Source organism: Pelomonas sp. Root1217 (genome assembly GCF_001425705.1).
In the GTDB taxonomy this organism is placed as follows: domain Bacteria; phylum Pseudomonadota; class Gammaproteobacteria; order Burkholderiales; family Burkholderiaceae_C; genus Pelomonas.
Genome location: NZ_LMDC01000028.1, coordinates 560,135 through 579,852 on the forward strand (window position 1 = coordinate 560,135; position 19,718 = coordinate 579,852).

Genomic DNA, 19,718 nt, shown 5'->3' on the forward strand with positions numbered 1-19,718 from the left:
AAGCAACCGGTGCGCCTTCACGGCGCGGCCTGGGGACTGGGTGTTGGGAAGCGATGCTACGACCGCCGGCCTGCCGAGCCCGCCTTCCTTTGCCAGGGCGAGGTCGCCATACTCCGGCCGGTGCAGGAACTTGAACAAATCCTGATCATCTTCATCGCCGCCGTGGCACTGGCTGCCGCCGCGCGGCGTGCGGGCGCGCCCTACCCGGTGTTCCTGGCCATTGGCGGCGCGCTGCTGGCCCTGGTGCCGGGTGCACCCAGCCCCAGCCTGCCACCCGAGCTGGTGCTGGCTCTGTTCGTCGCTCCCGTCCTCGTCGATGCCGGTTACGACGCCTCGCTACGAGATCTCAGGGACAACTGGGCGCCGTTGGTCAGCCTGGTGATCTTCGCCGTCTGCCTCACAACGGCCGCAGTGGCCATGGTGACCCATGCGCTCGTGCCAGGCATGCCATGGGCCGCCGCGGTGGCACTGGGCGCCATCGTCGCACCGCCCGATGCTGTGGCGGCCACCGCGGTGCTGCGGCCGCTGCGCCCACCGCAGCGCATCCTGGGCATCCTCGAAGGTGAAAGCCTGCTCAACGACGCCAGTGCGCTGCTGATCTACCGCCTGGCCGTTGGCGCAGTTGCGGCGGGTGGCTTCTCGGTGCAGGCGGTGGCGCCAACTTTCCTGCTGGCCGTGCTGGGCAGCCTGATCGCCGGCCCCGCTTTAGGCTGGCTGGTGCAGCGCCTGTTCGAGCGCGTGCAGCACATTCCCACGGCCATCATCCTGCAGTTCATCGGCACCATCAGCGTGTGGCAGCTGGCGGAGCATGTGGGCCTGTCGGGTGTGCTGACCACCGTCTGCTTCGCCATGACGCTGGCGCGCACGGCACCGGCGCGCATCCCTGCGCGCGTGCGCATCCCCACCAATGCGGTCTGGGCCACGGTGGTGTTCGCGCTGAACATCTTTGCGTTCATCTTCATCGGCCTGCAGATCCGCCCGATCCTGATGGCGTTGGAGCCGTCGGCGCGAACGCAATACCTGCTGGTGGCCGCCGCCGTGCTGGTCACCGTCATCGTCGTGCGCGTCGCCTGGCACATGTCCTTCAATGCCGCCATCCGCTGGCGCGACCACCGCCACGGCTTCAATCCGCCGCGGCCCATGCTGCGGCCCAGCGTGGGCAGCGGGCTGGTGATCTCCTGGGCGGGCATGCGCGGCGTCGTCACGCTCGCGGCGGCGCTGGCGCTGCCCGAAGGCTTTCCGGGGCGCGACCTGATCGTGCTGACGGCCTTCCTCGTGGTGCTGGGCACGCTGCTGATCCAGGGGCTGACACTGAAGCCTTTGCTGCGCGCGCTCAATCTGAAAGACGGCGACCCGGTGGCGCACGAAGAGCATGTCGCGCGCCAGCGCATGCTGGAGGCCGCCTTTGAGCAACTGCCCGCAGAGGGCTCCGCCGCCGTGAGCCTGGTTCGCAAGAACCTGAAGATGCACCTGGGCCGGCCGCTGCACGAAAGCGGCAGCCCGTTCGCTTCATTCGGCGCCGAGTACGACGACCGCTACCGCGCCGCCCTGCAGGCGGCCCGGCAGGTGCTGCTGGCCATGCGCGACGCCGGCAGCATCGGCGATGACGCCTTCCACACATTGGAGAACGACCTGGACTGGCTGGAGGTGTCGGACCCATTGCGGGCGGCGAATGCCGATGCAACGGAGTAGATGCGACGAAGTAGGGGGTGATCGATTGAGGATGCCGTCTTCAACGAACCTGGACTCGACCCGGCACCGCGGCGTAGGATGATTTTTCGCCTTGCCGGCCGTGCCGCGGCGACAAGTTCATTGTGTTTGGCTTTGACGGAGAGTCATATGGGCTATCACTTGGAAGGTCGTCTGCTGGAGGTCTGCAACTGCAATGTGCTGTGTCCCTGCTGGATCGGCGAGGATCCTGACAACGGCACCTGCGACACCATCGTCGCCTGGCGCATCGACAAGGGTGTGATCGACGGGGTGGATGTCGGCGGCAACACCATTGCGGCCGTGGCCCATGTCCCGGGGAACATCCTCCAGGGCAACTGGACCGCCGCAATCTTTGTCGACGACCAGGCCTCGGCGGCGCAGGAGGCAGCCCTGCTCAAGGTCTACACGGGCCAGGCCGGCGGGCCGGTCGCCGATCTCGCCGCCCTCATTGGCACGGTGGTGTCGGTCGAGCGGGCGCCCATCAAGTTCACCGTGCAAGACGGCAAGGGCATCCTCGAGATCGGCACCAACTACTACGCCGAACTCGAGCCCTATCGCGGCGCGATGGGCGGCCTGACGACCTTGTCCGACACCGTGTTCTCGACCGTGCCGGGCGCGCCGGTGTTCGTCGGCAAGGCGCCGACCTACCGCTCCAAGAACCCGGCCCTGGGCATCGACCTCGATCTCAAGAACCACAACGCGCTACAGAGCACCTTCGTCTTCGACGCATGAGCGCCGCGCCGGGCCGCCCCAAGCAAGCTCGCTCCCGCTTGGCGGGAGTGAGCCCGGACATGGGATGCCCTGTGGGCATCCCATGCCTGGCGAACGCCTGGCCGCGCTGTCGGCCAGGCAAGGCCGCAGGCCGAAGGGTGCACCATTGAGCGCTGCTGGCGGCGCCGTAGCGGCGGACCCGCCAGGCGGCGATTCCCGCCATCGCCGCGTGTTCCTCGTCGTGCTGAGCGCGCTGGCCGGGCTCGCCTGGCTGGCGCTGTGGGCTTGGTCGGGCAGCCCTTATGGGCGCTACCTCGACCACGGCGACTGGACGGCCTCGGGCCCGGCCGCCTTCGTCTGCCGGGCCATCCCGGGCGGCGACATCATCGTGCCCGCCCTGCTCTACAGCGCCGCCTGGATCCTGATGACCACGGCCATGATGCTGCCGACCACCCTGCCGCTGTTCAATGCCTTTGACCGGTTGACAGCACGCCGAGCGGACCACCGGCGGCTGCTGGTGCTGCTGGGCCTGGGCTATATAGCCGTGTGGGGCGGCTTCGGGCTGGCGGCCCATGTGCTGCACGCGGGGCTGCTGGCGCTCGTCAACGGCGTGCCCCTGCTGGCCTGGCATGGCTGGCTGATCGGCACGTCCATCATCGCCCTGGCCGGGGCCTTCCAGTTCAGCAGCCTCAAGCACCGCTGCCTGGAGAAGTGCCGCACCCCCTTGAGCTTCGTCATGCAGCATTGGCGCGGCCACGCCGAGGCGCGGCACGCGTTCATGCTGGGCGCCCACCACGGCCTGTTCTGTGTCGGCTGCTGCTGGGCATTGATGCTGCTGATGTTTGCGCTCGGCACCGGCAGCCTCGGCTGGATGCTGTTGCTGGCCGCGGTGATGGCGGTTGAGAAGAACGTCCGCTGGGGCCACCGGCTGAGCACGCCGCTGGGCGTTGCGCTGCTGGGTTGGGCGGCGGTCCTGGTGGTGGCTCATGTCTGAGGTGCGCGCCGGCCTGCCCTTGCTGAAGACGCTGGCCCTGACCACGGCGGCGATGCTGGCCTTCGCTGCGAATTCGCTGCTGTGCCGGCTCGCGCTGCGGCAGGATCTCATCGATGCGGCCAGCTTCGGCAGCATCAGGCTGGCCGCCGGGGCGGTCACGCTCGCGGTCATCGTGCGGCTCAGGCCGGGCCAGGCTGCAGCCACCCATTCCGACTGGCTTGCCGCGGCCATGCTGTTTGCCTATGTCGCTTTTTTCTCCTTCGCCTACCTCAGCCTGTCCGCGGGTACGGGCGCCTTGATCCTGTTCGGCGCGGTCCAGGTGACGATGTTCAGCGCCGGGCTGCGCGCGGGCGAGAGGTTCCGGCCCCTGGCCTGGTTCGGCCTCGCCCTGGCGGTCGCGGGGCTGGTCTATCTGGTGTCGCCCGGTGTGGCGGCGCCGCCCGTCCTGGGCGCGGCCATGATGGCGGCAGCGGGCATGGCCTGGGGCCTGTACTCGCTGCGCGGCCGCGGCGTGAGTGACCCGCTGGCGGCGACGGCAGGCAACTTCCTGCGCGCCACGCCACTCGCTCTGCTGGTGAGCCTGCTGTTCGCAACCCAGGCGCGCGCCAGCACCACCGGTATCGCCCTGGCCGTCGCCTCGGGCGCCGTCACGTCCGGCATCGGCTATGTCATCTGGTACGCCGCGCTGCGCGGGCTGTCCGCGCTGCGGGCCGCGACCGTGCAGCTGTCGGTGCCGCTGATTGCCGCATTCGGCGGCGTGGCGCTGCTGTCGGAGGCCGTCACCCCGCGCCTGCTGGCGGCCTCGGCGGCCATCCTGGGCGGCATTGCGCTGGTGCTGGCCAGCAGGTCGCGGCGCTGATCACGGGCAGCGCAGGAAAACGCCTTGCACCGTGCATGTGCCCCGCGGTCCGACAAGCGTGGGGCCGACGCGCGTCAATGTCGAGCCGTCGCTGGCCAGGCAGGTCGCGGCATTGCACTGCGTCACGGTGACCGGCGCTTGTGGGCGCGGCAAGGCCACGGGCGGCGCGGTCGGCATCGGCGCCCGGGGCGCCAGCACCGCGGCCCGTGCGGGCGCGGTCGGCACCACCCAGCTGTGCTGCGAGGGCGGCGGCGACGTGGTGAGCCCGCCAAGGCAGGCATCCCCCACGCGCTTGCGCAGTGGCTGCAGGCGCGCCGCCACCACGTGCTGGCGCTCTTGATCTGACAGGCTGGGCGATGAGGCGCCCGCGGCGGCGGCGATGGCCTCCTCTGCTCCGTCCAGCGCCTTCAGCGCGGTGCGGCAGGCCGCTGATCTGGGCAGTTCCTCGCCCCGGGCAGCGCCCACCATGCCGCAAAAGGTGGCGGCGATCAGGAGGACGGCGAAGCGTGCAGTCATGGCATATCAATCCTGCGTCATTCCTCGCGCGGGCGCTGTAGGCCTGGGCCGGCGGATCAGGTCCGACGCAGCCGCGGCCAGGCCAGCAAGGCCGCCAGCCCCAGCCCGCCCGCCAGCGCATAACCGGCGACGCTGACGGCATTGGCCGCACCGTCCACACCCAGCAGGTCCAGCGCAGCCACGCCGGTCTTCTGCAGGTTGAGGTAGAGCGCAAACAGGAACAGCGCGAGAAAGGTGCGCGAGCCCTGCGTCAGCCGGCCCAGCAGCGTGGCGCCCGCGCTCAAGAAGAGCAGCCCGGCCACGCAGGCCAAGGCTTGCACCGTTGAGATCCGCAGCAGGGCCGGCAAGGCCAGCAGCAGTCCCAGTCCCAAGGCCGCCAGGGCCTGGCGCCAGCCGCGCTCCCACGCACCGCCCGGCACTGCGCTGGCCAGGGCCCATGTGCCGCTCTGCAGGTCACGCGAACTCACGTCCGCCACGGCCATGCCCCAGGCGCACAGCGTCGCGGCCAGCAGCGCGGGCAGCACCTCCGTCGGCGCCACCGCGCAGGCCACCGTGCCGCCCCCCATCACCAGGGCCAGCAGCGGCTGGCTGAGCAACACCAGGCTCACGTCCGCCAGCCAGCGGCCAGGCAGGCCCGGCAGGCGTGCGCTGGCGCGCAGCAGCAGGCGCAGGGCTAAGGTGAAAGGCCGCAGCAGCGGGCGCAGCAGCCATTGCAGCAACTGCACGACACGCCAGCGACCGGCCGGGTTGCGCAGCTTCACGCGGTCGGGTGCATAGCGATGGAAGAACATCACGGCGGGCAGCAGAGGCAGCAAGGCCAGCGCCATCGAGCCCAGGCGCAGCGCGATCAGCTCGGTGCTCCACAGGCCCGCGGGCATGTGCAGCATGGGCAGCGTCGCGTCGAAGGGGCTGCCGCCCACGCTGATGTGATTGACGTCCATCAGCCGGCTCACACCCACCAGCAACGGCGACATGCCATTGATGTCAAAGACCTGCCAGCCGGTCAGCCGCACGGCGCCCTGCCCCAGCGTGGCCGGGATGAAGGCGAACTGCACCATCCAGAAGACCCAGTAGAGCGCGTCACCCCGCTTGCCCATCAGCGGCGCCCAGGCGTCGGCCAGCACAGCGAGGCTGGCGCACAGCATCAGGCCGGGCGCCAGCCCGAACACCAGCATCTGCAGATAGGGCAAGGGCTGCAACGGGCCTTCGCCACGCACGAGTTGCAACACCCAGACCGTCAGCATCAAGACGGTGCCCAGCGAAAGCAGGAAGCCGAAGGCGCCCAGCCAGCGCGTGCCCAGCAGCTGCGCGTTGCTGACCGGCGTGGCGGCCAGCACGGCAGCCGTGCCGCAGCGCAGGTCTTCCTGCGTGCGGCCGCGCGCCAGGTAGAAGCCGGCCATGCCGAACAGCAGCGACGCGATCAGGTTGGTGGCGAAAGCGAGCGCCTGGCTTTCATAGGCGATGCGCTGCTTGCCCACGACCATCATGGCCATGCCGCTTTTCGGGTCCAGCACCATGAGCCAGCTCACGGCCACCACGGCCAGCAGGATGACGAGGCTGCTGAGCCGGCGGCTGCGCAGGCGCCATTCGTTCAGCACCAGGGTCTTGTACAGACTGGTGTTCATGCTGCCACCCGCGCATCGGCATAACGCTGGGCCATCAGCGCCTCTTCAAGGCTGGCGTTCGCGGGCTCGGCCTCGGCAAAGGGGCGCGACGGATGCGCCATGCGCACCTGAATACGGCTGCCCTGAGGCTGAGCCTGCAGCACCTGCACATGGCCCTTCAGCGCTTCGTAATCGGCAGGCGCGAGCTGGGCCGTCCAGACCTTGCCCACGGCGCGAGCGATCACGACTTCAGGGGTTTCGAAGGCGACAAGGCGGCCCTGACGCATGACGGCCAGGTGCGAGGCCATGTTCTCGACGTCCGACACGATGTGGGTCGACACGATGACCAGGCGCTTGCGCCCGAGGTCGCCCAGCAGGTGGCGAAAGCGCAGGCGCTCTTCGGGGTCGAGGCCGGCCGTGGGTTCGTCGACGATGAGCACGTCGGGGTCGTTCAACAGGGCCTGCGCGATGCCCAGGCGCTGGCGCATGCCGCCCGAGAAGCCGATGGCCGGCCGATGGGCCTGCTCGTGCAGGTTCACGAGTTCAAGCAAATCGTGCAGCCGCTGCCGGTCGCGCACGCCCTTCAGCGCCGCGAAATACTGCAGGAACTCCAGTGCGGTCAGATGCGGGTAGACCCCGAAGTCCTGCGGCAAATAACCCAGGCGCCGGCGCATCAATTCGGGCTTGGCGACGATGTCCTCACCGTCCAGCAGGATGCGCCCGCTGGTGGGCCGCGTGAGCGTGGCCAGCATCTGCATCAGCGTGCTCTTGCCCGCGCCGTTGTGGCCGATCAGGCCAACGACGCCGGGCTTCAATTCCAGCGACACACCGTCAACGGCGTTGAGTTTTCCGAAGGTCTTGGAGACGTTTTGGATCTGCAGCATGGCCGCTCCTCATCTTGTGAATGAGCGCAGCCTAGGGATCCAGGGGGCAACCTCCAACGCGCTTGCGACAGACCGCTCAGCGCGCGGTTCAGGCCGGCGAAAGCGTGGCCTGGGCCGACGTCACTCGACGACGCCGAACAGTGGCCCGAGCTCGCTCCAATGGTCGTTGCGCCCGAGCCGGGGCACGTAGAGGCTGGACACGGCGCCGTCGAGGTAGAGCGCGTCCTTGCATTGCAAATCGTCGCGGAAAAAGCTGGCGAACTCATGCAGCGTGACAGGCCGCTCGGTGATCACGAACAGGGATTGCGAACCCAGCACACAGACGCCATTGCGGATGTAGCGCGACGCCGAATTGGCGCTGAAGGCCGGGTGGATCTGGCCGTCCTTGAGCAGCAGAGGCCCGGATTGCGTAGCGAACAGGACGCCTTCGCGCAGCGCCGGGTAGTCCACCGCATCCACGACCCGAGCGCCCTGCGCGGTCAGCAGGAAAACCCCGTTGGGCTTCAGAAAGAAGTTGCCTTCGCCGCTGGACAGATTGAGCGGCGCGATCTCGCGCCCGTCGATGACCAGCAGCCCGACGGGGCTCGCGTCCGCGTGGTACATGCCGGCGTTCATGCCAAAGGCCAGGGTCTTGCCCTGAGACTTCAGCCAGGCCGAGAGCTTGTCCAGCCGGCGCAGCGGCCGACCCTTGTCGTCGTGCCAGAACAGACGCAGCTGCTGCGTGGCGAGGTCCACACGCACGACGGTGAAGAGCCCTTCCCCTTCGGCGCGGGCCGCATGGCTGGCGAATGCCAGCACCAACGCCAACAGCACCCGCTTCATCAGCCACGCCCCCGCAGCGGCTTGAGCAGGTCCCGCAGGTCGTTGTGATCCATCTCGTACATCAAGGCCAGCAGCCGTCCGATCTCGCCCTTGGGAAGGCCTTCGCGCGCAAACCAGCCCAAGTAGTTGCCCGACAAGTCCGCGATCAGCGTGCCCTTGTGCTTGCCAAAGGGCATCTCGGTCGTGACGAGCTTGAGAAGATCTTCCGGGTTCATATTTTCAAGCGGTAGCCCACGCCCGCTTCGGTCACCAGCCACTGCGGCCGGTTCGGATCGGCCTCCAGCTTCTTGCGCAGATTGGCCATGTGCACGCGCACGTAATGCACGTCCTCGGCATGGCCCGGGCCCCAGACCGCCTTGAGCAGGTGCTGGTGGGTCAACACCCGCCCGGGCGCCGTGGCCAACTCTTGCAGCAGCCGGTATTCGATGGGCGTCAGGTGCAGCTCTTCGCCGGCTTTGGTGACCGTGCGCAGCGCGCGGTCCATGGCGACGTCACCAAAGCGCAGCACCGGATCGGCGTCGTTGCCGCCGCCGCCGTGCCTGCGCAGTTGCACGCGCACACGGGCCAGCAGCTCGGCCACGCCGAAGGGCTTGACGAGGTAGTCGTCGGCACCGGCGTCCAGGGCCTGCACCTTGCGGTCCTCGCCCTCGCGGGCCGACAGCACCAGGACGGGCGCCTGCGACCAGCCGCGGAACTCGCGGATGAAGTCCAGGCCGTCGCCGTCGGGCAGGCCCAGGTCCAGCACAACCAACTCGGGTCGGCGCGTGGCCGAGTCGATCAACCCGCGTTGCAAAGTCACCGCCTCGAAGACCTCCAGGCCTTCGCTCTCCAGCGCCATGCGCACGAAACGGCGGATCTCTGGTTCGTCTTCGATCATCAACACGCGTGCAGCGCTCACTCTGGCTTCTCCACCGGGGGCTGACCGAGGGGAAGCTCGATGCGTACACAGGCGCCCCCCGTCGAGACATTGTGGGCGCTGATGCGCCCGCCATGCGCCTCTACGATGGCCCTGCAGATGGCCAGTCCCAGGCCGACACCGGGCGTGGCGCTCTCGCGGTCGCCGCGCTCGAACTTGTCGAAGAGCTTGTCCTCGAGCCCCGCGGGGAACCCAGGGCCGGCGTCGCTGACGTCGATCTCGACATGCCGCCCCGCCGTGCGCGCGCTGATCTGGATGGCGCCGTCGGCGTACTTGGCCGCGTTCTCCAGCAGGTTGACGAACACGCGCTCGATCAGCACTGCGTCCAGCTCGACCAGGGGCAGATCCGGCGGCAGATCCACGACAACGTCACGGTCGAGCAACGCCTCGTCCAGGCTGGCCAGTGCGCTGCCGACAACCTCCTGCAGTGGCAGCCAATGCCGGTTCAACTGCACGGTGCCGGATTGCAGCCGCGCCATGTCGAGCAGGTTGCTGACCAGCGCAGTCATGCGCAGCGCCGAGCGGCGCATCGCATCGGCCACCTCGGCCTGAGGCGCGTTCAGCGGCGTGAGCTTGAGCGCATCCGCCAGCCCCACCAGCGCCGCGAGCGGCGTGCGCAGGTCGTGGGACACGGCCGTCAGCAGAGAGTTGCGCAGCCGCTCGGACTCGATCTGCAGCGTGCTCTGCTGCGCCACCTCGATGTAGTGGATGCGCTCCAGCGAGATCGCCAGCAGGGCCGCACAGGTCTCCAGCAGCTCGCGCTCCTCGGGCGACCAGCGGCCGTTCTTCCCGTTGACGCGACCTTGGACGGCAAGCACGCCACGCAGCCGCATGGGTGCGGTCAGTGGCAGCATCAGGCAGGGGCTGGCCGGCAGCGTGTCGGTGCCCTGCCCGGCCGGCTGGCCATGGTCGAAGGCCCATTGGGCGACACCCAGGTCGGGCTGCACGCCAGCGCCCGGCAGCGCAACCAGCACCTCGCGGCCGGGCGTGGCCCCCAACGGCGGCGCCAGCACGGCCGACGCGGCGCCGAACTCGGCGCGCAGGAAGCGCGTCGCGATCTCGGCCACCTGTTCCGCCACCAGCGCTGCACCGAGGTCGCGCGACATCGTGTACAGGCCCCGCACGCGCCGCTCACGCTCCTGGGCCGCGCGGGCCTGGGCCTGCAGCCCGGCCGCGAGCTGGCCGATGACGAGGCCGACGAGCAGCAGCACCGAGAAGGTGACGAGATATTGCGCATCGCCGACGGCAAAAGAGCCCCTGGGCTCGACGAAGGCGAAATCGAAGGCCGCCACGCCCAGCAGCGCCGCCAGCGCGGCCGGCCCGCGGCCAAATCGCAGCGCCACGCCGACGACGTTGAGCAGGTAGAGCATGGCGATATTGGTCGGCGCCATGAAGCCCAGCAGCACGTGGGCCAGGGCCGTCGTCAGCGCGACGCCCGCCAGCGCCGCTGCATGGCCGCGCCAGGCCTGGGGCGCAAACAGTGCGGCCCGCGTCGGCGCGGCAGGCTGTTCGCGCGCACCAGTGGGCAGTGCCACCTGCAGCACGTCCATCTCGTCGGCCAGGCGGCTCAGCGCCTCGGCCAGGGACGGTCGGCCCGGCCAGCGCCAGGCCCGCTCGCGGCGGCCGACGACGAGGCGGGCCAGGTTGTGCTCGCGCGCATAGCCCACCAGAGCCGCAGCGACCTCGGGCGCCGACAGCTCGGCCGTGCGGGCACCGAGCGACTGCGCCAGCTCCAGCGTGCGCTGCACACGCTGGCGTGCGGCGTCGCTCAAGCCCTGGGCCGTCTGCACGTGCACGGCGTGCCAGTCCAGCCCCAGCTGCTGTGCCAGCCGGGCGGCGCTGCGCACGACCTTTTCGCTCGCCGCCGCCGGGCCGATGCAGGCCAGCAGCGATTCACGGTTGGGCCACACCGTCCCGGCGCTGTGCTCGCGCCGGTAGGCCTGCATCTGGTCGTCCACGCGGTCGGCCGTGCGGCGCAGGGCCAGCTCGCGCAGGGCCAGCAGGTTGCCCTTGCGGAAGAAATTTTTGGCGGCGCGCTCGGCCTGGGTCGGCAAATAGACCTTGCCCTCCTTGAGCCGCTGCAGCAGCTCGTCGGGCGGCAGGTCGACGACGACCACCTCATCGGCCGCATCGAAGACCTTGTCGGGCAGGGTTTCCCAGACACGGATGCCGGTGATGCCGCCAACGACATCGTTCAGACTCTCCAGGTGCTGCACGTTCAGCGTCGTCCACACCTCGATGCCGGCCTCGCGCAGCTCCTGTGCGTCCTGCCAGCGCTTGGCGTGGCGCGAGCCCGGTGCGTTGCTGTGGGCCAGTTCATCCAGTAACAGCACGCCGCCGGCTTGCTCCCGGCCCCAGGCCAGGGCGGCATCGAGATCGAACTCGCGCAGGGTCTGGCCGCGGTGGGCGATGTCCTTCAACGGCAGGCGCGGCAGATCGCGCGCGATGGCTTGCGTGTCCGCCCGCCCATGGGTCTCGATGACACCGATGCGCACGGCCCGGCCCTGGGCCATCGTCGCCTGCGCGGCGGCCAGCATCGCAAAGGTCTTGCCAACGCCGGCATTGGCGCCGAAGAAGATCTTCAGCCGGCCGCGCTGGGCCGCCGCGTCATCGCGTTGCAAGCGCGCCAGCAACGCGTCCGGATCGGGTCGTGCGTCGGTCACAACCACTTCAGGCGCTTGAAGCGCCAGTAGAGCGCGCTGCTGACGAGCACGATGACGCCCAGCGCCATCGGATAGCCGAAAACCCATTTCAGCTCGGGCATGTGCTCGAAGTTCATGCCCCAGATGCCCGCCAGGGCCGTGGACGCGGCAAAGATGGCAGCCCAGGCAGCCAGGCGCTTGGTGACGAGGGACTCGTCCAGCGTGACCAGGGTGAGGTTGACCTGGGTCGCCGCGATGATGGTTTCGCGGGCGGCGTCGATGCTGGCCTGGATGCGCAGCAGGTGGTCGTAGACGTCGCGGAAATAGTCCTGCAGAGCCTTGCAGACCACGGGCACACGGCCACCATGCAGCTTGGACGTCACCTCCAGCAGCGGCGTGACTGCATGGCGCAGCGTGGCCAGGCGCTGCTTCAGGCCGAACAGTCGCTGCACGACTTCCTGGCGGTCCTGGCGGGGCTGGAACATGGTCGCCTCCAGTTGCTCCAGCTCGGCCTCGATGGCGTCCATGTGCGGGAAGTAGCGGTCCACGACCGCGTCCATCAGCGCATAGAACACGAAGCCCGGCCCCTGGCGCAGCAGATCGGGTTCACGCTCGGCACGCCCGCGCACGCCCAGGAAGCCCTGGGCGCTGCGATGGCGCACCGACACGATGAAGCGCGCGCCGACGAAGACATGCACCTCGCCGACTTCCAGGCCCTCGGGGCCTTCCTCCAACAGATGCATGGCGGCGAACAGCATGTCGCCGTACTCCTCCAACTTGGGGCGCTGGTGGCCCTTGCGCGCGTCCTCGACGGCCAGCGGCGGCAGGTCCAGCTCGCGCTGCAGCAGGTTGAGCTCCTCATCGCCTGGGTCGCGCAACGCGATCCAGACAAAGCCGCTCGTGCGTTCAAGCGCCTCGGACACCCCCTCCAGGCTCGGCTCGGCCACGATGCGGCCATCCTCGTACACGGCGCTGTTGATCAGCATGGCGGTCTGTATGGAGTCATCTTCCTTTGATCGTCGCACGCTCCAGCGCGAGGTTCAGGGCCAGCACGTTGACGCGCGGCTCGCCGAGAAAGCCCAGCCAGCGGCCCTCGGTGTGCTGGTCGATGAGGGCCTTCACCTTCTCGACCGGCAGGCCGCGCACGCGGGCAACGCGGGCGAGCTGGTAGTCGGCGGCGGCCCGGCTGATGTGGGGGTCCAGGCCGCTGGCGGACGCCGTCACCAGGTCGACCGGCACCGGCGCCAGGTTGCCCGGGTCGGCTGCGCGCAAGGCGTCGATGCGCGCCTTGACCGCATCGACCAGGGCCGGCGCCGTCGGCGCGAGATTGGAGCCGCCGGAATTGGCCGCGTTGTAGGGCGCCGGCGCCGTGGCCGAGGGGCGGCTCCAGAAATGCCCGGGGTCGGTGAAGGCCTGGCCGGTCAACGCGGAGCCGATCGGCCCGCCATTCTCAACAATGAGGCTGCCGTTGGCCGCATGCGGGAACAGCGTCTGCGCAATGCCGGTGACCACCAACGGGTAGGCCAGACCCGTGACAAGGCTGAGCAGCACGAAAAGGGTCAGTGCGGGGCGAAGTTGGGTGTTCATGATTCAGGCGAGGTGAAGGGCCACGAGGAGCAGATCGATGGCCTTGATGCCGATGAAGGGCACGATGACGCCACCCAGACCGTAGACGAGCAGGTTGCGGCGCAGCAGTGCGGCGGCGCCGATGGCGCGGTAGCGCACGCCCTTGAGCGCCAACGGGATCAGCACGACGATGATCAGCGCGTTGAAGATGACGGCGCTCAGGATGGCCGAGCTGGGGCTGGCCAGGCGCATGACATTGAGAGCGCCGAGCTGCGGGTAGGTCGACACAAAGGCGGCCGGCAGCACGGCGAAGTACTTGGCCAGGTCGTTGGCGATGCTGAAGGTCGTCAGCGATCCGCGTGTCATCAGCATCTGCTTGCCGGTCTCGACAATCTCGATGAGCTTGGTCGGGTTGCTGTCCAGGTCGACCATGTTGCCGGCCTCCTTGGCCGCCTGGGTGCCGCTGTTCATGGCGACGGCCACGTCGGCCTGGGCCAGGGCCGGGGCATCGTTGGTACCGTCGCCGGTCATGGCCACCAGGCGACCCTGGGCCTGGTGTTCTCGGATCAGCGCCAGCTTGGCCTCGGGCGTGGCCTCGGCGAGGAAGTCGTCCACGCCGGCCTCCGCCGCGATGGCCGCAGCTGTGAGGCGGTTGTCGCCGGTGACCATGACGGTCTTGATGCCCATGCGGCGCAGCTGCGAAAAACGCTCCTTGATGCCGGGCTTGACGATGTCCTTGAGTTCGACGACGCCAAGGACTTGCGCGCCATCGGCCACGACAAGCGGCGTGCTGCCGCGGCGGGCTGCTTCGTCCACGCTGGATTGAACGCTGGCAGGCCAGCGGCCGCCGAGCGACTCGACGCGTGCGCGCACGGCGCTGCCGGCGCCCTTGCGGATCTGGCGCCGGCCCAGGTCGACGCCGCTCATGCGCGTCTGCGCAGTGAAAGGCACGAACTCGCCACGCTCGACGGCTGCGGCCGCCCCGAACTTGCGGTCGGCCAGGGCCACGATGCTGCGGCCCTCGGGCGTTTCGTCGGCCAGCGAGGCCAGCCGGGCGGCGTCGGCCAATTGCGCCTCTGACGTGCCGTCCTGCGGCCAGAACGCATCGGCCTGGCGGTTGCCCAGCGTGATGGTGCCGGTCTTGTCCAGCAGCAGCACGTCGACGTCGCCTGCGGCCTCGACGGCGCGGCCCGAGGTGGCGATGACATTGGCCTGCAACATGCGGCTCATGCCCGCCACACCGACGGCCGACAGCAGGCCGGCGATGGTGGTCGGGATCAGGCAGACGAGCAGCGCGACGAGCACCAGCAGGCTGACGGGCTCCCCGGCACCTGCGGCGCTCACGCTGAACTGTGAGAACGGCAGCAACGTGGCGACGACGCCGACGAACACCAGCGTCAGCGCCACCAGCAGGATGGTCAGCGCAACCTCGTTGGGTGTCTTCTTGCGCTTGGCGTTCTCGACCATGGCGATCATTCGGTCAACGAAGGTCTCGCCCGGGTTCACGGCCACGCGGGCCACGACCCAGTCGGACAGCACGCGGGTGCCGCCAGTCAGCGCCGAGAAGTCACCGCCGCTCTCGCGGATGACGGGCGCGGACTCGCCGGTGATGGCGCTCTCGTCGACGGATGCGACGCCATCGACGACCTCGGCATCGGCCGGCACGACGTCACCGGCCTCGATCAGCACGACCTCGCCCTTGCGCAAGGTGCCGGCTTCACGGGGATGCCATTGCAGCGCACCACGCTCCAAACCCGGCTTCCAGCCCTCGGCGACCTTGGCCCAGGTTTCCTTCTTCAACCCGCGCAGCGACGCCGCCTGCGCCATGCTGCGCCCTTCCGCCAGGGCCTCGGCGAAGTTGGCGAACAGCACCGTGAACCACAGCCAAAGCGTGATGGCGATGGTGAAGCCAACGGGCTGGGCGATGGCCAGCGCCGTCGTGAACGCACTCCCCAGGTAGACGACGAACATCACCGGGTTGCGCAACTGCACGCGGGGATCGAGCTTGCGTACGGCATCTCCCAGCGCTGCGCGGGTCAGCTTGGGATCGAACAGGGCAAAGCTGGCGCGAATCATCGAGCGCTCCAAAGGATCAGGTGCTCGGCGACAGGCCCGAGAGCGAGCGCCGGCACGTAGTTCAGCAGGCCGACCAGAATCACCACGCCGATCAGCAATGCGATGAAGAGCGGGCCGTGCGTGGGCAAGGTGCCCTCGCCCGCCGCCAGCCGCTTCTTCGCCGCCAGTGAGCCGGCCAGGGCCAGCACCGGCACGATGACGCCAAAGCGGCCAATCCAGATCACCAGACCCAGCAGCAGGTTGTAGAAGGGCGTGTTGGCCGACAGGCCGGCGAAGGCGCTGCCGTTGTTGTTGGCGGCCGAGGAAAAGGCGTACAGCACCTCGCTGAAGCCATGCGCGCCGGGGGCGGCGATGCCCACGCGGCCGGGCTCCAGCAGCACCGCCAGCGCCGTGCCGCCCAGCACGGCCAGCGGCACCAGCAGGATGGCCAGCGACACCATCTTCATGTCGAAGACCTCGATCTTCTTGCCGAGGTATTCGGGCGTTCGGCCGATCATCAGGCCGGCGATGAAGACGGCCAGCAGCGCAAACACCAGCATGCCGTACAAGCCCGAGCCGACACCGCCGAAGACGACCTCGCCGAGCTGCATCAGCGCCATCGGCACGGCACCACCCAGCGGCGTGAAGCTGTCGTGCATCGCATTCACCGCGCCGCAGCTCGCGGCCGTCGTGATGACGGCGAACAGCGACGAGGCCGCGATGCCGAAGCGCACCTCCTTGCCTTCCATGTTGCCGCCAGCCGCATCCACGCCGAGAGCCGTCAACTGCGGGTTGCCGGCGGCTTCAGCGGCCGTGGTGACGACGACGGCGACGACAAAGATCGCCGTCATCGCGCCCAGCAGCGCCCAGCCCTGGCGCATATCACCCACCTCGCGGCCCATCACGAAGCACAGTGCGGCCGGGACCAGCAAGATGGCCAGCATCTGCAGCGCGTTGGTCACCGCCGTCGGGTTCTCGAAGGGATGGGCCGAGTTGGCGTTGAAGAAGCCACCGCCGTTGGTGCCCAGCATCTTGATGGCGAGCTGCGAGGCGACGGGGCCAAGAGCCAGGGTCTGGCTCTGGCCTTCCAGCGTGACGACTTGCTGACCGGCCTGCAGCGTCTGCACGGTGCCCAGGCCCGCCAGCGCGATGGCCAACAGCAGGGCCAGCGGCAGCAGCACCCACAGCGTCGCGCGGCTCAGGTCAGCCCAGACATTGCCCACGGTCTCGGTGCTGTGACGGGCGAAGCCACGCAGCAATGCCATGACGACGGCGATGCCGGTCGCCGCGGACAGGAAGTTCTGCACCGTCAGCGCCAGCATCTGGGTCAGATGGCTCATCGTCGTCTCGCCGCCATAGCCCTGCCAGTTGGTGTTGGTGACGAAGCTGATCGCCGTGTTGAAGGCCGAATCTGGCGACACGGGGCCGAAGCCCTGCGGGTTCAGCGGCAGCAGATGCTGCAGGCGCTGCAGCGCATAGACAGCGACAACGCCAAGCGCGTTGAAGAGCAGCAGGCCAAGGGCGTAGCGCAGCCAGCTCTGCTCGGCGTCCGGGTCGACGCCGGCCAGGCGCAGCAGCGGGCGCTCAAGGCGGCGCAGCCATTCGACGCGACCTCCCATCGCTGCGTGAATCCAGTGTGCCAGCGGCCAGGCCAGCGCAAGCAGCACGACGAGGAAGACCACGAGCTGGATCCATGCGGAAGCACTCATGACAAGTCCTCCGGGAACAGCAAGGCCCAGAACAGATAGCCGATCAGCCCGACAACCAGCACGGCGGCGGCGAGTTCGAAGCCGTTCATGACTTCCTCCTCGCCAGGCGGTCGCAGCCCCAGGCCGCGAACCCGGTCAGCAGCGCGAGAGCCGCGGCCAGTCCCAGAAAAACGATGTCCATGACACCTCCATAACGATGGAAGTGATTCTGGAAATCGCGCCGTCAAACCGCCGACAAGATGGCGGCGGGCGGCATCAAGAAAGCATCAAGACTTGCCGATGGCCAACTGGGTGATGTCGATGCCGCGCTCCCGCGCGATGGCTTCCAGCACCGGCAGCAGCGGCCCGAGCTTCTCGTCCAGCGCGTCGCGCACCGTGTCGACGACGACCTGCGTGCTGCGTTCGATCTCGATGTGCACCGCGTCGCCCACGCCCTTGTCGCCAAAAGTGGTCATGCGCAGCGTCTCCGGAATGAGCCAGACCTCGAACCAGCCCGAGCCGTCGCGCTCGCGCTGGGCCTCGGCCACGGTCAGGCTGCAGCCGTTGACACCGATATAGCCCTTGGCAAACACATAGCGCATCCACGGCGCGGGCAGCGCGAAGCGGATGACGTGGTTGTTGTCGGGCTTGCGGATCTCGGCAATGCGGGCAGAGACATCGACATGGCCGGACAGCGGATGGCCGCCGATCTCGACGCCCTCGCGGGCTGCGCGCTCGACGTTCAGGCCCGAACCGGCCATCAAGCCGCCCAACGTGGTGAGCCTGAGCGTCTGCGCCATCACGTCGAAGCTGGCCACGCTGGGCGCCGGCCGCTCGGTGACGGTCAGGCAGACGCCGTCGCAGGACACACTGGCGCCGATGGCCAGGTCCGCGTCGAAGCCCTCGGGGAACTTCAGGTGGAGGGTGTGCAGGCCCTCGCGGGCCTCGATGGATTCGACGCGGGCGACGCCCTGGACAATGCCTGTGAACATGAAGAAAACAGGCCTCCGGGGAGGCCTCTTGAACAGCGTTCAGGCCAGCTTACCAGCTGACCTCCCGGTCGGGCGTCGAGCCGATCTTGTGAATGGACAGGTCGGCGCCTTCGAACTCCTGCTCGGCATCCAGGCGCAGGCCCGTGATGCGCTTGATGACGCCGTAGACCACCAGACCGCCTGCCAGCGCCCAGGCCACGCCGCCGACCGTGCCGATCAACTGCGCGCTGAAGGACACGCCGCCGATGCCGCCAAGGGCCTTCTGGCCAAACACGCCACAGGCAATGCCGCCCCAGGCACCGCACAGGCCGTGCAGCGGCCAGACGCCGAGCACGTCGTCGATCTTCCAGCGGTTCTGCGTCAGGGTGAAGAACTGTACGAACACCCAACCGGCAATGCCGCCGGTGACCAGCGCGCCGAGGGGATGCATGACGTCCGATCCCGCGCAGACGGCCACCAGGCCGGCCAGCGGGCCGTTGTAGACAAAGCCCGGGTCGTTGCGGCCCAGCAGCACGGCCGCCAGCGTGCCGCCCGCCATGGCCATCAGCGAGTTGACGGCGACCAGGCCCGACATCTTGTCCAGCGTCTGCGCACTCATCACGTTGAAGCCGAACCAGCCCACCGTCAGCACCCAGGCGCCCAGGGCCAGGAAAGGGATGCTGGACGGCGGATGGGCGCTCATGGCGCCGTCCTTGCGGTAGCGGTTCAGGCGCGGCCCCAGCAGCAGCACGGCGGCCAGGCCGATCCAGCCGCCCACGGCGTGAACGACGACGCTGCCGGCGAAGTCATGGAACTCGGCGCCGGTGACCGCCTTCAACCAGGCCTGGATGCCGAAGGCCTGGTTCCAGGCGATGCCCTCGAAGAAGGGGTAGATGAAGCCGACGATGACCGAGGTGGCCGCCAACTGCGGGCCGAAGCGGGCCCGCTCGGCGATGCCACCCGACACGATGGCGGGAATGGCCGCCGCAAAGGTCAGCAGGAAAAAGAACTTGACCAGTTCGTAGCCGTTCTTCTGCGCCAGCTGCTCGGCGCCGACGAAGAAGTGGGTGCCGTAGGCGACCAAGTAACCGACGAGGAAGTAGGCCAGCGTGGACACGGCGAAGTCCACGAGGATCTTGACCAGGGCATTGACTTGGTTCTTCTTGCGCACCGTGCCCAGTTCGAGGAAGGCAAAGCCCGCATGCATGGCGAGCACCATGATGGCGCCCAGGAGGATGAAGAGCGCGTCCGCGCCCTGCTTGATCGATGACTCCAACGCTTTCTCCGGCCGGCGGCTCCAGACTTGGGCGACATGCACCAAGCCGAACCAAACCGCACCGAAATTGCAAATTCAATGCCCGCCTTTAAGGCGCGATCGGCCGCAGCCAGGCACCACAAACAAGCGAAATGCTCTACTTTGGTGCCATCAATGCACTCTTCTCGAACGCGTCCGCACTGAATCCGAGCGTCCAGTGGCCGTCAGCCCAACGCACGACGGGACGCTTGATGACACTCGGCTCGGCCAGCATCAGTGCCGCAGCCGCGGCGTCGTCCGCCACAGCAGCCTTGGCGGCATCGTCCAGCTTGCGCCAGGTGTTGCCTGCGCGGTTGACGATCCTGTCGCGGCCAAAGGCCTTGATCCAGGCGGGCAGCAGCTCGGCCGGAACGCCCTGCTTCTTGAAGTCATGGAAGGCGACTTCCAGGCCTTGTTCGGCCAGCCAGGTGCGGGCCTTCTTGACGGTGTCACAGTTGGGAATGCCATAGACGCTGATCATGGGCG

At 68.6% G+C, this 19,718-nt stretch carries 19 protein-coding genes; 4 read left to right on the top strand and 15 right to left on the bottom strand.

The window, feature by feature from the left end:
• The first annotated feature begins 120 nt into the window (after positions 1 to 120).
• The 4 genes from ASC95_RS22545 to ASC95_RS22560 all read left to right on the top strand — a co-directional run bounded on the left by ASC95_RS22545 (position 121) and on the right by ASC95_RS22560 (position 4,274).
• Entirely contained in the window at positions 121 to 1,692 is a 1,572-nt protein-coding gene (locus ASC95_RS22545) for a sodium:proton antiporter (RefSeq protein WP_057299928.1), read from the top strand.
• 147 nt (positions 1,693 to 1,839) lie between these two features.
• On the top strand, positions 1,840 to 2,442 hold the full coding sequence (locus ASC95_RS22550) for a DUF1326 domain-containing protein (protein WP_057299929.1): 603 nt from the start codon (positions 1,840 to 1,842) through the stop codon (positions 2,440 to 2,442).
• 82 nt (positions 2,443 to 2,524) lie between these two features.
• The gene (locus ASC95_RS22555) at positions 2,525 to 3,415 is read left to right on the top strand and encodes a DUF2182 domain-containing protein (RefSeq protein ID WP_082568020.1); all 891 of its coding nucleotides are present in this window, start codon (positions 2,525 to 2,527) and stop codon (positions 3,413 to 3,415) included.
• Positions 3,408 to 4,274, top strand: coding sequence for a DMT family transporter (locus ASC95_RS22560; protein ID WP_057299930.1), 867 nt, complete (start codon positions 3,408 to 3,410; stop codon positions 4,272 to 4,274). The genes ASC95_RS22555 and ASC95_RS22560 overlap by 8 nt, the downstream gene beginning before the upstream one ends.
• Here ASC95_RS22560 and ASC95_RS22565 read toward each other — a convergent pair whose 3' ends face one another.
• From ASC95_RS22565 to ASC95_RS22630, 15 genes are all read right to left on the bottom strand, one after another.
• A complete protein-coding gene (locus ASC95_RS22565) occupies positions 4,275 to 4,790 on the bottom strand; it encodes a hypothetical protein (RefSeq protein ID WP_057299931.1) in 516 nt (171 codons plus the stop codon).
• Positions 4,791 to 4,846: 56 nt separating this feature from the next.
• Positions 4,847 to 6,415, bottom strand: coding sequence for a hypothetical protein (locus ASC95_RS22570; RefSeq protein ID WP_057299932.1), 1,569 nt, complete (start codon positions 6,413 to 6,415; stop codon positions 4,847 to 4,849).
• A complete protein-coding gene (locus ASC95_RS22575; protein WP_057299933.1) occupies positions 6,412 to 7,278 on the bottom strand; it encodes an ABC transporter ATP-binding protein in 867 nt (288 codons plus the stop codon). The genes ASC95_RS22570 and ASC95_RS22575 overlap by 4 nt, the downstream gene beginning before the upstream one ends.
• A gap of 120 nt (positions 7,279 to 7,398) precedes the next feature.
• On the bottom strand, positions 7,399 to 8,100 hold the full coding sequence (locus tag ASC95_RS22580) for a phosphodiester glycosidase family protein (protein WP_057299934.1): 702 nt from the start codon (positions 8,098 to 8,100) through the stop codon (positions 7,399 to 7,401).
• Positions 8,100 to 8,315, bottom strand: coding sequence for a DUF3820 family protein (locus ASC95_RS22585; RefSeq protein WP_057299935.1), 216 nt, complete (start codon positions 8,313 to 8,315; stop codon positions 8,100 to 8,102). The genes ASC95_RS22580 and ASC95_RS22585 overlap by 1 nt, the downstream gene beginning before the upstream one ends.
• Positions 8,312 to 8,977, bottom strand: coding sequence for a response regulator (locus tag ASC95_RS22590; protein WP_057299936.1), 666 nt, complete (start codon positions 8,975 to 8,977; stop codon positions 8,312 to 8,314). Before ASC95_RS22590 ends, ASC95_RS22585 begins: the two co-directional genes overlap by 4 nt.
• A gap of 17 nt (positions 8,978 to 8,994) precedes the next feature.
• Positions 8,995 to 11,679: a DUF4118 domain-containing protein gene (locus tag ASC95_RS22595; RefSeq protein ID WP_057299937.1), complete on the bottom strand. Its 2,685-nt coding sequence runs from the start codon at positions 11,677 to 11,679 to the stop codon at positions 8,995 to 8,997.
• Positions 11,676 to 12,644, bottom strand: coding sequence for a magnesium and cobalt transport protein CorA (locus tag ASC95_RS22600; RefSeq protein ID WP_057299938.1), 969 nt, complete (start codon positions 12,642 to 12,644; stop codon positions 11,676 to 11,678). The genes ASC95_RS22595 and ASC95_RS22600 overlap by 4 nt, the downstream gene beginning before the upstream one ends.
• A gap of 16 nt (positions 12,645 to 12,660) precedes the next feature.
• Positions 12,661 to 13,245: a potassium-transporting ATPase subunit KdpC gene (gene kdpC, locus ASC95_RS22605; RefSeq protein WP_057299939.1), complete on the bottom strand. Its 585-nt coding sequence runs from the start codon at positions 13,243 to 13,245 to the stop codon at positions 12,661 to 12,663.
• 3 nt (positions 13,246 to 13,248) lie between these two features.
• Positions 13,249 to 15,300, bottom strand: a complete 2,052-nt coding sequence (gene kdpB, locus ASC95_RS22610; protein ID WP_057299940.1) for a potassium-transporting ATPase subunit KdpB — start codon at positions 15,298 to 15,300, stop codon at positions 13,249 to 13,251.
• The gene (gene kdpA / locus ASC95_RS22615; protein WP_057299941.1) at positions 15,297 to 16,988 is read right to left on the bottom strand and encodes a potassium-transporting ATPase subunit KdpA; all 1,692 of its coding nucleotides are present in this window, start codon (positions 16,986 to 16,988) and stop codon (positions 15,297 to 15,299) included. The genes kdpB and kdpA overlap by 4 nt, the downstream gene beginning before the upstream one ends.
• Complete coding sequence (gene kdpF / locus ASC95_RS30135) at positions 16,985 to 17,077, bottom strand: K(+)-transporting ATPase subunit F (RefSeq protein ID WP_082568021.1); 93 nt, start codon at positions 17,075 to 17,077, stop codon at positions 16,985 to 16,987. The genes kdpA and kdpF overlap by 4 nt, the downstream gene beginning before the upstream one ends.
• 177 nt (positions 17,078 to 17,254) lie before the next feature.
• Positions 17,255 to 17,959: a riboflavin synthase gene (locus tag ASC95_RS22620; protein ID WP_057299942.1), complete on the bottom strand. Its 705-nt coding sequence runs from the start codon at positions 17,957 to 17,959 to the stop codon at positions 17,255 to 17,257.
• 49 nt (positions 17,960 to 18,008) lie between these two features.
• A complete protein-coding gene (locus tag ASC95_RS22625; protein ID WP_369820631.1) occupies positions 18,009 to 19,214 on the bottom strand; it encodes an ammonium transporter in 1,206 nt (401 codons plus the stop codon).
• Between the two features lie 136 nt (positions 19,215 to 19,350).
• A complete protein-coding gene (locus ASC95_RS22630) occupies positions 19,351 to 19,713 on the bottom strand; it encodes a Spx/MgsR family RNA polymerase-binding regulatory protein (RefSeq protein WP_057299943.1) in 363 nt (120 codons plus the stop codon).
• Between the last annotated feature and the right edge of the window lie 5 nt (positions 19,714 to 19,718).